The sequence below is a fragment of the Pseudomonas floridensis genome (assembly GCF_002087235.1).
GTDB classification, from domain to species: Bacteria; Pseudomonadota; Gammaproteobacteria; order Pseudomonadales; family Pseudomonadaceae; genus Aquipseudomonas; species Aquipseudomonas floridensis.
Genome location: NZ_MUIO01000009.1, coordinates 100,376 through 113,694, shown reverse-complemented (window position 1 = coordinate 113,694; position 13,319 = coordinate 100,376). Strand labels below are relative to the sequence as shown.

At 59.0% G+C, this 13,319-nt stretch carries 14 protein-coding genes; 11 read left to right on the top strand and 3 right to left on the bottom strand.

The features are described 5' to 3' along the window. Window positions 1-48: 48 nt before the first annotated feature. A complete protein-coding gene (gene bamJ, locus BZK31_RS03085) occupies window positions 49-666 on the top strand; it encodes a BamJ family beta-barrel-assembly machinery protein (protein WP_083181199.1) in 618 nt (205 codons plus the stop codon). A 79-nt stretch (window positions 667-745) separates the two neighbouring features. Here the strand turns inward: bamJ and BZK31_RS03080 are convergent, their stop codons facing one another. Together BZK31_RS03080 and BZK31_RS03075 are read right to left on the bottom strand one after the other, a co-directional pair. Next, window positions 746-988 (bottom strand): PA4570 family protein, encoded by a 243-nt coding sequence (locus tag BZK31_RS03080; protein ID WP_083181198.1) that lies wholly within the window; start codon window positions 986-988, stop codon window positions 746-748. A 199-nt stretch (window positions 989-1,187) separates the two neighbouring features. After that, window positions 1,188-2,156 (bottom strand): polyprenyl synthetase family protein, encoded by a 969-nt coding sequence (locus BZK31_RS03075; protein WP_083181197.1) that lies wholly within the window; start codon window positions 2,154-2,156, stop codon window positions 1,188-1,190. A 240-nt stretch (window positions 2,157-2,396) separates the two neighbouring features. On the opposite strand from BZK31_RS03075, the gene rplU reads away from it, so the two are divergent. The 5 genes from rplU (at window position 2,397) to BZK31_RS03050 (ending at window position 6,176) form a co-directional block, all read left to right on the top strand. Further along, entirely contained in the window at window positions 2,397-2,708 is a 312-nt protein-coding gene (gene rplU / locus BZK31_RS03070; protein ID WP_002551971.1) for a 50S ribosomal protein L21, read from the top strand. 32 nt (window positions 2,709-2,740) lie between these two features. Beyond that, window positions 2,741-3,016: a 50S ribosomal protein L27 gene (gene rpmA / locus BZK31_RS03065; RefSeq protein ID WP_025261879.1), complete on the top strand. Its 276-nt coding sequence runs from the start codon at window positions 2,741-2,743 to the stop codon at window positions 3,014-3,016. 216 nt (window positions 3,017-3,232) lie between these two features. Next, window positions 3,233-4,456 (top strand): Obg family GTPase CgtA, encoded by a 1,224-nt coding sequence (gene cgtA, locus BZK31_RS03060; RefSeq protein ID WP_083181196.1) that lies wholly within the window; start codon window positions 3,233-3,235, stop codon window positions 4,454-4,456. A gap of 90 nt (window positions 4,457-4,546) precedes the next feature. After that, window positions 4,547-5,665 (top strand): glutamate 5-kinase, encoded by a 1,119-nt coding sequence (gene proB, locus BZK31_RS03055; protein ID WP_083181225.1) that lies wholly within the window; start codon window positions 4,547-4,549, stop codon window positions 5,663-5,665. Window positions 5,666-5,705: 40 nt separating this feature from the next. Then, a complete protein-coding gene (locus tag BZK31_RS03050; RefSeq protein ID WP_083181195.1) occupies window positions 5,706-6,176 on the top strand; it encodes a CreA family protein in 471 nt (156 codons plus the stop codon). A 136-nt stretch (window positions 6,177-6,312) separates the two neighbouring features. On the opposite strand, the gene rpsT is transcribed toward BZK31_RS03050, so the two are convergent. Beyond that, entirely contained in the window at window positions 6,313-6,591 is a 279-nt protein-coding gene (rpsT, locus tag BZK31_RS03045; protein WP_003215870.1) for a 30S ribosomal protein S20, read from the bottom strand. Between the two features lie 251 nt (window positions 6,592-6,842). On the opposite strand from rpsT, the gene murJ reads away from it, so the two are divergent. From murJ to BZK31_RS03015, 5 genes are all read left to right on the top strand, one after another. Then, on the top strand, window positions 6,843-8,381 hold the full coding sequence (murJ, locus tag BZK31_RS03035; RefSeq protein ID WP_083181193.1) for a murein biosynthesis integral membrane protein MurJ: 1,539 nt from the start codon (window positions 6,843-6,845) through the stop codon (window positions 8,379-8,381). A gap of 132 nt (window positions 8,382-8,513) precedes the next feature. After that, a complete protein-coding gene (gene ribF, locus BZK31_RS03030) occupies window positions 8,514-9,464 on the top strand; it encodes a bifunctional riboflavin kinase/FAD synthetase (protein ID WP_083181192.1) in 951 nt (316 codons plus the stop codon). Further along, window positions 9,461-12,292: an isoleucine--tRNA ligase gene (ileS, locus tag BZK31_RS03025; RefSeq protein WP_083181191.1), complete on the top strand. Its 2,832-nt coding sequence runs from the start codon at window positions 9,461-9,463 to the stop codon at window positions 12,290-12,292. The genes ribF and ileS overlap by 4 nt, the downstream gene beginning before the upstream one ends. Beyond that, window positions 12,285-12,800, top strand: a complete 516-nt coding sequence (gene lspA, locus BZK31_RS03020; protein ID WP_083181190.1) for a signal peptidase II — start codon at window positions 12,285-12,287, stop codon at window positions 12,798-12,800. The genes ileS and lspA overlap by 8 nt, the downstream gene beginning before the upstream one ends. Further along, entirely contained in the window at window positions 12,793-13,269 is a 477-nt protein-coding gene (locus tag BZK31_RS03015) for an FKBP-type peptidyl-prolyl cis-trans isomerase (protein WP_083181189.1), read from the top strand. The genes lspA and BZK31_RS03015 overlap by 8 nt, the downstream gene beginning before the upstream one ends. Window positions 13,270-13,319: the final 50 nt, after the last annotated feature.

The window sequence follows — 13,319 nt, the reverse complement described above, 5'->3', positions numbered from 1 at the left end:
GCAGGTTTTTACGTTCGCCAACCGTGCGCCCCTTTGCGGAGCAGTGTCATGTCCGAAGTCAATCTGTCCACCGACGAAACCCGCGTCAGCTACGGCATCGGCCGTCAGCTGGGCGATCAACTGCGCGACAACCCTCCGCCGGGCGTTAACCTGGATGCCATCCTGGCGGGCCTGACTGATGCGTTCAACGGTCAGCCTAGCCGTGTCGGCCAGGAAGAGATGTCCGCCAGTTTCAAGGTCATCCGCGAAATCATGCAGGCCGAAGCAGCTGCCAAGGCTGAAAAGGCGGCGGGTGCCGGTCTGGCTTATCTGGCTGAAAATGCCAAGCGTGAAAGCGTGACGACGCTGGCATCGGGTCTGCAGTTCGAAGTGCTGACCACAGGCACCGGCCCGAAGCCGACCCGTGAAGATCAGGTTCGCACTCACTACCATGGCACGTTGATCGACGGCACCGTTTTCGACAGTTCGTACGATCGTGGTGAGCCGGCCGAATTCCCGGTCAGCGGCGTGATCGCTGGCTGGACCGAGGCGCTGCAACTGATGAACACCGGCAGCAAATGGCGTTTGTACGTACCGAGCCAGCTGGCTTACGGCCCTGAGGGCGTGGGCAGCATCGCGCCGCACAGCGTACTTGTATTCGACGTGGAACTGCTGGCCGTTCTGTAACGGTTTCAGGCGCTAAGCGAGGTTGCTGAACGAGTCATGCCGATTTGTTCAGCAACGCGGTTGTGCCGATGCTCCATGCTCAGTGCAGCTCGCCTATCGGGCGCAATGCCCGCGCATAACAGAACAGAAACAGATTTCGCACCAGTTCCTTGAGCACTACAGGCTCACTTGAGCTCAGGCCGTGCACGTCCAGATCGCCCTGATCGCGCAACTCTTCCAATGCCTCCTCTTCAAGCACCGCGCATACCTCTCCCGTTTCCCGATGAAGAATCCTCAGATAGGGGTGTGGTCGGTCCAGCCATGCATCGATCAAATAAGTCATGTTCCATCTCCTGTGTCGATCGGATGAGAATAATTCTTATTGAGATAATAGCAAGCCTCTATTGAGATTAATTCTCATTTTGCGTCGAATGGTTGATGTGGATCAGGTTTGATGGCCTGGGCAGCACACATTCAGTCAAGGACGGCCGGGCAATAAAAAGCCCGTCACGTGGACGGGCTGTGCATGCGACGCTGAATGATCAGTGAGTGCGGGCTACGGCGAACTCACTCAGTTCGGCCAGCGCATCGCGATATTCGCTGGGCGGCAGGGCATTCAGGCAGGCGATGGCCTTGGCGGCGTAGTCACGGGCCAGTTGAGCGGTGTAATCCAGAGCGCCAGCGCTTTCGACGGCGTTGCGAATGCTTTCCAGATCTTCAAGGCCGCCTTTCTGAATGGCCTGACGAACCAGTGCCGCTTGCTCAGGCGTACCTTCGCGCATGGTGTAGATCAGCGGCAGCGTCGGTTTTCCTTCGGCGAGGTCGTCGCCAACGTTCTTGCCCAGTGTTTCGGCGTCGCCACGGTAGTCCAGCAGATCGTCCACCAACTGGAACGCGACGCCCAGATGATCGCCGAACGTACGCAATGCTTCGCTCTGTTCTGTCGAGGCATTGCACAGGGCCGCGGCGCTGTGGGTCGAGGCTTCGAAAAGCATGGCTGTCTTGCCGCGAATCACTTCCATATAGGTCTCTTCGGTGGTGCTGGCGTCGCGGATCTTCGACAGCTGCAGCACTTCGCCTTCGGCGATGACGCGGGTGGCCTTGGACAGGATTCTCATCACGTCCATCGAGCCGAGCTCGACCATCATTTCGAACGAGCGCGAATACAGGAAGTCACCGACCAGTACGCTGGGAGCATTGCCCCACAATGCGTTGGCGGTCGAGCGGCCACGACGCATGCCCGACATGTCGACGACATCGTCGTGCAGCAGGGTGGCGGTGTGCAGGAATTCGATGGTGGCAGCCAGCAGGCGCACATCGTCGCCTTCGCGGCCCAAGGCCTTGCCACACAGCAACACCAGCAGAGGGCGCAGACGCTTGCCGCCAGCAGACGTAATGTAGTCGCCGATTTTCGAGACCAGCGGTACGCGTGACGTCAGTTGCTTTTTGATGATAACGTCAACGGCACTAAAGTCGTCCGCCACCGCGCGGTAGAAGGCTTGGGGTTGCATCAGCGACACGTGCTCCGGATAGGTTGCGCCGCATGCTAGGTCGCGGGGTAGAGCGTGTCAAGGTATGACGAGTGGCCCCTTGCAACCCTGGATTGCCTTGCGTACAATCGCGCACCCTAACTTTCCTGGGCAGCACCTGCCTTACGCAATTGCAAGCGGGCCGTTCCAGCCCTATGCAGCCATGCCAGCCGATACTCTTCTTATAAAGAGCTGGGTGAGCAGGATTTTCGGAGAAATACCATGTACGCAGTAATTGTTACCGGTGGCAAGCAGTACAAAGTCGCCCCAGGTGAATACCTGAAAATTGAAAAGCTGGAAATCGCTACTGGCGAATCCGTCACGTTCGACCGCGTTCTGCTGGTTGGCAATGGCGACGACGTCAATATCGGTGCTCCGGTTGTTGCTGGCGCTACTGTCGTGGCAGAAGTGGTTTCGCAAGGTCGTCACGATAAGGTTCGCATCATCAAGTTCCGTCGTCGTAAGCACCACATGAAGCGCATGGGCCACCGCCAGTGGTACACCGAGATCAAAATCACAGGTATTCAGGCTTAATTCAGCCTAATCCTCATTTGGAGAATTGACTCATGGCACACAAAAAAGCTGGTGGTAGTACCCGTAACGGGCGCGACTCAGAAGCCAAACGCCTTGGCGTGAAGATGTATGGCGGCCAGGCTATCGTTCCTGGCAACATCATCGTGCGTCAGCGCGGCACCCAATTCCACGCTGGCTACGGCGTTGGCATGGGTAAAGATCACACCCTGTTCGCGAAAGTGGAAGGCGTGATCAAGTTTCAGGTCAAGGGCGCCTTCGGTCGCCGCTACGTGAGCATCGTTCCGAAGACTGAAGTCTCCGCAGCGTAATCACGCAGTAGCTTAAAAGCCCTGTCTTGCGACGGGGCTTTTTCGTTTGTAGAGGTAGAGAGTCAGGTGAGTCTCTTGCAAAACTGTTTGTGCGGGCTGTTGTGATGTTGACCCTTGGGGTCGCTGGTTTCTGATCGGTATCGCAACGCTCATTTTTGCAAGAGTCTTATGTAATTTATGTGGTTCTGCTCGTCCCTGTGGCGGGAGGCGTGCGTTATGAAATTTGTAGATGAAGTTTCCATTCGAGTAAAAGCCGGTGACGGCGGCAACGGTTGCATGAGTTTCCGTCGCGAAAAATTCATCGAGAACGGCGGCCCTAACGGCGGCGATGGTGGTGATGGTGGTTCGGTCTACATGATGGCCGACGTCAACCTGAACACGCTGGTCGACTATCGCTACACGCGTCACTTCGATGCCGAGCGTGGTTCCAACGGTGGCAGCACTGATTGCACCGGTCGCAAGGGTGAAGAGCTGGTGCTGCGAGTGCCGGTCGGCACCACGATCATTGATGCGACCACGCAGGAAATCATCGGTGACCTGACCAAAGATGGTCAGCGCATCATGGTGGCGCAGGGTGGCTGGCATGGTCTGGGCAACACGCGTTTCAAATCCAGTACCAACCGCGCGCCGCGTCAGACCACGCCGGGCAAGCCGGGTGATCAGCGTGACCTGAAGCTGGAATTGAAAGTGCTGGCTGACGTTGGTCTGCTCGGGTTGCCCAATGCTGGCAAGAGTACTTTCATTCGTTCGGTGTCCGCAGCCAAGCCGAAAGTTGCTGACTACCCGTTCACCACGCTGGTGCCGAACCTGGGTGTGGTCAGTGTCGACCGCTGGAAAAGCTTTGTGGTCGCCGATATTCCGGGTCTGATCGAAGGTGCATCCGATGGCGCGGGTCTGGGGATTCGCTTCCTCAAGCACCTGGCGCGTACTCGTCTGCTGCTGCACCTCGTCGACATGGCGCCGCTGGATGAAACCAGCGCTGCGGATTCGGCGGAAGTCATCGTCAATGAGTTGGTCAAGTTCAGTCCTTCGCTGGCTGAGCGTGATCGCTGGCTGGTGTTGAACAAGTGCGATCAGTTGCTTGAGGAGGAGCATGAGGCTCGTAAGCAGGAGATCGTTGATCGCCTGGAATGGACCGGTCCGGTTTATGTGATCTCTGCCATTGCCAAAGAAGGCACTGAGCAACTGACTCGCGACATCATGCGTTATCTCGAAGAGCGCAGTCTGCGCATCGCCGAGGAGCCTGGTTACGCCGAAGAGCTGGCCGAGCTGGATCAGCGCATCGAAGACGAAGCACGCGCTCAGTTGCAGGCGCTGGACGATCAGCGTGCGCTGCGTCGCAGTGGCGTGAAGAGCGTCCATGACATCGGTGACGATGACTGGGATGAAGAAGATGTGGACGATGAAGACGGTCCGGAAATCATTTACGTCCGCGACTGATCGCTTGAAGTAAACTTGAACGCCGCTACGTCTGTTAGCGGCGTTTTTGTATCCCGAATTTGAAAACTCTCTGGCTAAGGTTGGATGATGATGCGCAGCAAAGTGACGGGTGCCCAGCGCTGGGTCGTGAAGATCGGCAGTGCCTTGCTGACTGCGGACGGCAAGGGTCTGGATCGCACCGCCATGGGTGTGTGGGTAGAGCAGATGGTGGCGCTGCATGAGGAGGGCGTCGAGCTGGTGCTGGTTTCTTCCGGAGCGGTGGCTGCGGGGATGAGTCGCCTTGGCTGGACCGTTCGACCCAGTGCGATGCATGAGCTGCAGGCTGCCGCCGCCATCGGTCAGATGGGGCTGGTGCAGGCGTGGGAGTCGAGCTTTGCTGAGCATGATCGACACACTGCGCAGATTTTGCTCACGCATGACGATCTGTCCGACCGCAAGCGTTACCTGAATGCGCGTAGCACGCTGCGTACGCTGGTCGAGCTGGGTGTCGTACCGGTCATCAACGAAAACGACACCGTGGTCACCGACGAGATCCGTTTCGGCGACAACGACACGCTGGCGGCGCTGGTGGCCAACCTGGTCGAGGCTGATCTGCTGGTGATCCTGACGGATCGCGACGGCATGTTCGATGCCGACCCGCGCAACAACCCTGATGCACAACTGATTTTCGAAGCGCGTGCTGACGATCCTGCGCTGGATGCGGTCGCGGGCGGCACGGGTGGGGCGCTGGGGCGTGGCGGCATGCAGACCAAGCTGCGTGCGGCGCGTCTGGCGGCGCGCTCGGGCGCGCACACCGTGATAGTGGGTGGTCGCATCGAGCGTGTTCTGGCGCGGCTCAAGAGTGGTGAGCGGCTGGGCACATTGCTCTCGCCCGAGCGCGGTATGCTGGCGGCGCGCAAGCAGTGGCTGGCTGGTCATCTGCAAACCCGTGGCACGCTGGTGCTGGACGACGGCGCGGTAGCGGCCTTGGCTCGCGATCAGAAGAGTCTGTTGCCGGTCGGCGTCAAGCTGGTGCAAGGCAGTTTTCGGCGCGGCGAAATGGTGGTCTGCGTTGCGCAGGATGGTCGTGAGATTGCCCGGGGTCTGAGCAACTACAGTGCCGTGGAGGCGCAGAAGATCATCGGTCAGTCGTCCGAAGCTATCGTGCGGGAGCTGGGCTATATGGCCGAGCCTGAACTGATTCATCGCGACAACCTGATTCTCGTCTGACTCAGGTCACTAACAGGCACTTCGCTAAAGGGAAGGCTCGATGCGCGTCATGAAAGGTGTGTTGGCTGCTTTGTTGTTCGTGCCGGTGCTGGTTTCGGCTGAAGAGATTGGTCAGGTGTCGACCGTATTCAAGATGGTCGGGCCGAACGACCGGATCGTGGTAGAGGCGTTCGACGATCCGAAGGTGGAGGGCGTGACCTGCTATCTGTCGCGTGCCAAGACTGGCGGGGTCAAGGGCGGCCTGGGTCTGGCTGAAGATCGCGCCGAAGCGTCGATTGCCTGCCGTCAGGTCGGTCCCATCCGCTTTAAGGAAAGCCTGAAGGATGGCGATGAGGTGTTCAAGGAGCGCACTTCATTGGTCTTCAAAACCATGCAGGTGGTGCGTTTCTTCGACAAGAAGCGCAATTCGCTGGTGTATCTGGTCTACAGCGACCGCATCATCGAGGGCAGCCCGCAGAATGCGGTAACGGCCATTCCGATCCTGCCGTGGTCACCTGCGCCGGCTCCATGATCTCAAGCGCTTTCGCGGGCAGGCTCACTCTTGCAGAGAGGGTCTGCCGGTAGGGGCAGTCCTGCTGGTGCATCGATGCTTTTTTGCAGGCAATAAAAAACCGACCCTGAGGTCGGTTTTTCAACAAACAGATTGCTTAGGCTGCAGCAGCAAGGTTCAGAGCCTTGATGTGACCATTCAGGCGACCTTTATGGCGAGCAGCTTTGTTCTTGTGGATGATGCCTTTATCGGCCATGCGGTCGATAACAGGTACAGCCAGAACATAAGCAGCTTGCGCTTTTTCAGCGTCTTTTGCGTCGATGGCCTTAACTACATTCTTGATGTAGGTACGAACCATGGAACGCAGGCTGGCGTTGTGGCTGCGACGCTTCTCAGCCTGTTTTGCACGTTTTTTGGCGGAAGGTGTGTTGGCCACCGTCGAGCTCCTCGAAAGACTTTGTGAAATAGCAAACAAAATAGGCCGCGAATCATGCCGATGAGTTGAACTCTTGTCAAGCGCAGTTAAGGTGTTCCGCTGAGTGGTCGCTGCATTTCTCCGGAGGATTCATTTCCGGCGTGCGACCTGTAAACTCGCGGCCTTTGGCTTCGGGCTTTTTAGCGGCGCGAAGTATCGCATAAATGGAGGGCTTAATCGCCCATCCTTTGCCAAGGCATTCAAGTCTTTCAATGAATCTACTCAAGTCACTCGCCGCCGTCAGCTCTATCACAATGCTTTCCCGGGTTCTGGGCTTTATTCGGGATACCATCATTGCCCGCACGTTCGGAGCCGGAATGGCCACCGATGCGTTCTTCATCGCCTTCAAATTACCCAATCTGCTGCGGCGCATCTTTGCCGAAGGGGCTTTTTCTCAGGCGTTCGTGCCAATTCTCGCCGAGTACAAGAATCAGCAGGGCGAGGAAGCGACCCGCACCTTCGTGGCCTACGTCACGGGGCTGCTGACGCTGGCGTTGGCGCTGGTGACGCTGCTGGGCGTGGTGTTCGCGCCCTGGGTGATATGGGCGACCGCACCAGGCTTTGTCGATACGCCCGAGAAGTTCGCCCTGACGTCGGAGCTGCTGCGTGTCACGTTTCCTTATATATTGCTGATCTCGCTATCGTCTCTGGCGGGCGCGATCCTCAATACCTGGAACCGCTTCTCGGTGCCAGCGTTCGTGCCGACACTGCTCAACGTCAGCATGATTTTTTTCGCGCTGTTTCTCACGCCGTATTTCGATCCGCCGGTCATGGCGCTGGGGTGGGCGGTGCTGGCGGGCGGTCTTTTGCAGTTGTTTTATCAGCTGCCGCACCTGAAAAAGATCGGCATGCTGGTGTTGCCGCGTCTGAATCTGCGTGATTCGGGCGTCTGGCGTGTGATGAAGCAGATGCTGCCTGCCATCCTTGGCGTCTCCGTCAGTCAGATTTCTCTGATTATCAACACGATATTCGCGTCTTTCCTCGTCGCTGGCTCCGTGTCGTGGATGTACTACGCCGACCGCCTCATGGAGCTGCCGTCCGGTGTGCTGGGTGTTGCGTTGGGTACGATTCTGCTGCCGATCCTGTCGAAAACCTATGCCCAGCGGGACCGTCAGGAGTATTCGCGGATTCTCGACTGGGGGCTGCGCCTGTGCTTCGTGCTGGTGTTGCCGTGCACCCTGGCGCTGGGTCTGCTGGCTGAACCGCTGACCGTTTCTCTGTTTCAATATGGCAAGTTCGATGCATTGGATGCGGCGATGACGCAGCGTGCGCTGGTTGCCTATTCGGTCGGGCTGTTGGGGATCATTCTGATCAAAGTGTTGGCTCCGGGCTTCTACGCACAGCAGAATATCCGCACCCCGGTTAAAATCGCGATCTTCACCCTCATCGTGACCCAGTTGCTCAACCTGGCCTTTATCGTGCCGTTGCAGCATGCGGGTCTGGCGTTGGCGATCAGTGTCGGGGCGTGCATCAACGCCGGGCTGCTGTTCTGGCAGTTGCGCAAACAGGCACTGTTTCAGCCGCAGCCGGGCTGGATGAAGTTTCTGTTCAAGCTGGTCATCGCCGTCACGGCCATGTCGGCCGTGCTGCTTGGGCTCATGCATTTCATGCCGGCCTGGGACGAAGGGCACATGCTCGAACGTTTTCTGCGTCTGGGTGCGTTGGTGGCGGCCGGTGTGGTCACCTACTTTGCCATGCTTCTGCTGCTGGGATTCCGGCTTCGGGATTTTGCCCGCAAGGCCATCATGTAAGCGGTATTTCAAAGGTGAGCGGTCGGGTTTGCGCGTTATGTGCCGACAGCTTTGATCGGGTCCCGGCGTGTTGCCTGTCGTCCGGGGCCGTGTGTGGTTATAATCGGCCACTTTATGAGCAAGAAGTGCGTTATGCAGCTGGTTAGAGGTCTTCACAACCTGCATCCCCAGCATCGGGGCTGCGTCGCCACGATTGGCAATTTCGACGGTGTTCACCGCGGCCACCAGGCTATCCTGGCGCGTTTGCGTGAGCGGGCTGTCGAGTTGGGCGTGCCTAGCTGCGTGGTCATCTTCGAACCCCAGCCACGCGAGTTTTTCGCGCCAGAGACCGCTCCGGCCCGTCTGGCACGCCTGCGTGACAAGCTCGAACTGTTGAGCGCCGAAGGCGTGGACCGGGTCCTGTGCCTGTCCTTCAATCAGCGTCTGAGCAAGCTCAGCGCCGCAAGTTTTGTCGAAACCGTGCTGATTGACGGTCTGGGCATTCAGCATCTTGAGGTGGGTGATGATTTTCGCTTCGGCTGCGACCGGATGGGCGATTTCGACTATCTGCAACAGGCGGGCACAACTTACGGATTTACGGTGGAGGCGGCGCAGACCGTTGAAATCGATGGCGTCCGGGTCAGCAGCACCAAGGTGCGTAAAGCCTTGGCTGCCTCGGATTTTGCCCTTGCCGAGCGTATGCTCGGTCGCCCGTTCCAGATCACCGGACGGGTATTGCACGGCCAGAAGCTGGCGCGCCAGTTGGGTACGCCCACCGCCAACGTGCAACTCAAACGTCGTCGCGTACCGTTGAGCGGGGTTTACCTCGTCAGCATGGACATTGATGGCAAGGCCTGGCCGGGCGTCGCCAACATAGGCGTGCGCCCGACCGTGGCTGGCGATGGCAGTGCCCATCTTGAGGTGCATCTTCTGGATTTTGCCGGCGACCTTTATGGCCGGCGTTTGACGGTGGCTTTCCACCACAAGCTGCGTGATGAGCAGCGTTTTGCCTCTCTGGAGGCGCTCAAGACGGCGATCAATGCGGACGTCGCCGCCGCCCGTGCCCATTGGCATGGTCAACCGCTAACCAAGAGCCTGAAATGACCGACTATAAAGCCACGCTAAACCTTCCGGACACCGCCTTCCCGATGAAGGCCGGCCTGCCCCAGCGCGAGCCGCAAACTCTGCAGCGCTGGGACAGCATTGGCCTGTACCAGAAGCTGCGCGAAATTGGCAAGGATCGTCCGAAGTTCGTCCTGCACGACGGCCCTCCGTACGCCAACGGCAATATTCACATCGGTCATGCCGTCAACAAGATTCTCAAGGACATGATTCTGCGTTCCAAGACCCTGGCGGGCTTCGATGCTCCGTACGTGCCGGGCTGGGACTGTCATGGTCTGCCGATCGAGCACAAAGTCGAAGTGACCCACGGCAAGAACCTGTCCGCGGACAAGACCCGCGAGCTGTGCCGTGCCTACGCTGCCGAGCAGATCGAAGGCCAGAAGTCCGAGTTCATTCGTCTGGGTGTGCTGGGTGACTGGAGCAATCCGTACCTGACCATGAACTTCGCCAACGAAGCCGGCGAAATCCGTGCGCTGGCTGAAATGGTCAAAGGCGGTTTCGTCTTCAAGGGCCTGAAGCCGGTCAACTGGTGCTTCGACTGCGGTTCGGCGCTGGCTGAAGCCGAAGTCGAATATCAGGACAAAAAGTCCTCGACCATCGACGTAGCATTCCCGATCGCTGATGAAGCGAAGCTGGCGGCTGCTTTCGGTTTGACGTCGCTGGACAAGCCTGCGTCCATCGTCATCTGGACCACCACGCCGTGGACCATTCCGGCCAACCAGGCACTGAACGTCCACCCCGAGTTCAACTACGCGCTGGTCGATGTCGGCGACAAACTGCTGGTGCTGGCAGAGGAACTGGTCGAGTCCTGTCTGGCTCGTTACACGCTGGAAGGCACGGTCATTGCCACCGCCACCGGCCAGTCGCTGGAACTGATCAATTTCCGTCACCCGTTCTACGACCGCCTGTCGCCTGTCTATCTGGCAGACTACGTCGAGCTGAGCGCCGGTACCGGTATCGTTCACTGCTCGCCTGCCTATGGCGTGGACGACTTCAATATCAGCAAGGCCTATGGCCTGAGCAACGACGACATCATCAGCCCGGTGCAGAGCAACGGCGTGTATGTCGAGTCGCTGGAGTTCTTCGGCGGCCAGTTCATCTTCAAGGCCAACCAGAACATCATCGACAAGCTGACCGAAGTCGGCAGCCTGATGAACACCGAAACCATCAGCCACAGTTACATGCACTGCTGGCGTCACAAGTCGCCGCTGATCTACCGCGCCACCGCGCAGTGGTTCGTCGGCATGGACAAGCAGCCCGCTACCGGCGATACGCTGCGCGAGCGTGCGGTCAAGGCCATCGAAGACACCCGATTCGTGCCAGCCTGGGGCCAGGCGCGTCTGCATTCGATGATCGCCAATCGTCCCGACTGGTGCATCTCGCGTCAGCGCAACTGGGGCGTGCCGATTCCGTTCTTCCTGCACAAGGAAAGCGGCGAGCTGCACCCGCGCACCGTCGAACTGATGGAGGAAGTGGCGCAGCGCGTCGAAAAAGAGGGCATCGAAGCCTGGTTCAAGCTGGACGCCAGCGAGTTGCTGGGTGACGAGGCGGCCAGGTACGACAAGATCTCCGACACTCTGGACGTCTGGTTCGACTCCGGCACCACGCATTGGCATGTGCTGCGCGGTTCACACCCGATGGGTCACGAAAGCGGTCCGCGTGCCGACCTGTACCTGGAGGGTTCCGACCAGCACCGTGGCTGGTTCCATTCGTCGCTGCTGACCGGTTGCGCCATTGACGACCATGCGCCGTACCGTGAGTTGCTGACTCACGGGTTCGTGGTTGACGAGAACGGTCGCAAGATGTCCAAGTCGCTCAACAACGTCGTGGCGCCGCAGAAGGTCAACGATTCGCTGGGCGCCGACATCATGCGCCTGTGGGTTTCGGCGACGGATTACTCCGGCGAAATGGCGGTGTCCGATCAAATCCTGCAGCGCAGTGCCGACGCGTATCGTCGTATCCGCAACACGGCGCGTTTCCTGCTCTCGAACCTGTCGGGATTCAATCCGGCGACGGACCTGCTGCCTGCTGAAGACATGCTCGCTCTGGACCGTTGGGCGGTGGACCGCACCTTGCTGCTGCAACGTGAGTTGCAAGAGAACTACAGCGAATACCGCTTCTGGAACGTCTACTCCAAGGTCCACAACTTCTGCGTGCAGGAGCTGGGTGGTTTCTATCTGGATATCATCAAGGACCGTCAGTACACCACGGCGGCCAACAGCACCGCGCGCCGCTCGTGCCAGACCGCGCTGTTCCATATCTCCGAAGCGCTGGTGCGCTGGATCGCGCCGATCCTGGCCTTCACCGCCGACGAGCTGTGGCAGTTCCTGCCGGGCGAGCGCAACGAATCGGTGATGCTCAACACCTGGTACGAAGGCCTTAGCGAAATGCCGGCCAGCTTCGAAATGGACCGCGCCTACTGGGAGCGGATCATGGCGGTGAAGACCTCGGTCAACAAGGAAATGGAAAACCTGCGCGCAGCCAAGGCCATTGGCGGCAACCTGCAGGCCGAAGTGACCCTGTACGCCGAAGACTCGCTGGTAGCGGATCTGGCGAAGCTGGGCAACGAACTGCGCTTCGTGCTGATCACCTCGACCGCCAGCGTTGCACCTCTGGCATCGGCTCCGGCCGATGCCGTGGTCACCGAAGTGGCCGGTCTGAAACTGAAAGTGGTCAAGTCCGGTCATGCCAAGTGCGCCCGTTGCTGGCATCACCGCGAGGATGTGGGTGTGAACCCTGAGCATCCTGAAATCTGCGGTCGCTGTGTGGACAACATCAGCGGTGCGGGTGAGGTGCGCCACTATGCGTGATTCCGCTCCGGGCCGTTTCGGTCGTCTGAGCTGGTTGTGGTTGAGCGTGCTGGTCCTGGTCATCGACCAGGCCAGCAAGTTCTACTTCGAAAACCGCCTGGGTCTGTACGAGCAGATTGTGGTGATTCCCGACTACTTCAGCTGGATGCTGGCGTACAACACCGGCGCGGCGTTCAGTTTTCTGGCTGACGGCGCTGGCTGGCAGCGCTGGCTGTTCGCCCTGATCGCTGTCGTGGTCAGTGGCGTGCTGGTGGTCTGGCTCAAGCGCCTGGGGCGCGACGACACCTGGCTGGCCATTGCGCTGGCGCTGGTGCTGGGTGGCGCGCTGGGTAATCTCTACGACCGCATCGTGCTGGGTCATGTGATCGACTTCATTCTGGTCCACTGGCAGAACCGCTGGCATTTCCCGGCCTTCAACGTGGCTGACAGCGGCATTACCGTAGGTGCGATCATGCTGGCGCTGGATATGTTCAAGAGCAAGAAAACCGGAGAGCCTGCCCATGACTGAACAGTCTTCCACTCAAGGCTCATCAGGCGAGTTGCGCATCGGCCAGAACACTCAGGTCACGCTGCACTTCGCCCTGCGTCTGGAAAACGGCGACACTGTCGACAGCACCTTCGAAAAGGCTCCGGCCACGTTCAAGGTCGGTGACGGCAACCTGCTGCCTGGCTTCGAGGCGGCCATTTTCGGCTTCAAGGCGGGCGACAGAAAGACCGTGCAGATTCTGCCGGAAAACGCCTTTGGTCAGCCCAACCCACAAAACGTGCAGATCATGCCACGCTCGCAGTTCGCGGGTATGGAACTGTCCGAGGGGTTGCTGGTGATCTTCAATGACGCCGCCAACACCGAACTGCCTGGCGTGGTGAAGGTATTCGACGATGAACAGGTCACCATCGACTTCAACCACCCGCTGGCAGGCAAGACGCTGAGCTTTGAAGTGCAAATCTTCGAAGTGAAGGCGATTCTGGCGTCCTGACCCCGATATCGAGCCCGGCTTCGGCCGGGCTGCTTCGCACGTAACCATGA

Coding starts and splice junctions, on each gene's coding strand:
- bamJ (WP_083181199.1), top strand. CDS start 49: ATGTCCGAAGTCAATCTGTCCACCGACGAAACCCGCGTCAGCTACGGC.
- BZK31_RS03080 (WP_083181198.1), bottom strand. CDS start 988: ATGACTTATTTGATCGATGCATGGCTGGACCGACCACACCCCTATCTG.
- BZK31_RS03075 (WP_083181197.1), bottom strand. CDS start 2,156: ATGCAACCCCAAGCCTTCTACCGCGCGGTGGCGGACGACTTTAGTGCC.
- rplU (WP_002551971.1), top strand. CDS start 2,397: ATGTACGCAGTAATTGTTACCGGTGGCAAGCAGTACAAAGTCGCCCCA.
- rpmA (WP_025261879.1), top strand. CDS start 2,741: ATGGCACACAAAAAAGCTGGTGGTAGTACCCGTAACGGGCGCGACTCA.
- cgtA (WP_083181196.1), top strand. CDS start 3,233: ATGAAATTTGTAGATGAAGTTTCCATTCGAGTAAAAGCCGGTGACGGC.
- proB (WP_083181225.1), top strand. CDS start 4,547: ATGCGCAGCAAAGTGACGGGTGCCCAGCGCTGGGTCGTGAAGATCGGC.
- BZK31_RS03050 (WP_083181195.1), top strand. CDS start 5,706: ATGCGCGTCATGAAAGGTGTGTTGGCTGCTTTGTTGTTCGTGCCGGTG.
- murJ (WP_083181193.1), top strand. CDS start 6,843: ATGAATCTACTCAAGTCACTCGCCGCCGTCAGCTCTATCACAATGCTT.
- ribF (WP_083181192.1), top strand. CDS start 8,514: ATGCAGCTGGTTAGAGGTCTTCACAACCTGCATCCCCAGCATCGGGGC.
- ileS (WP_083181191.1), top strand. CDS start 9,461: ATGACCGACTATAAAGCCACGCTAAACCTTCCGGACACCGCCTTCCCG.
- lspA (WP_083181190.1), top strand. CDS start 12,285: ATGCGTGATTCCGCTCCGGGCCGTTTCGGTCGTCTGAGCTGGTTGTGG.
- BZK31_RS03015 (WP_083181189.1), top strand. CDS start 12,793: ATGACTGAACAGTCTTCCACTCAAGGCTCATCAGGCGAGTTGCGCATC.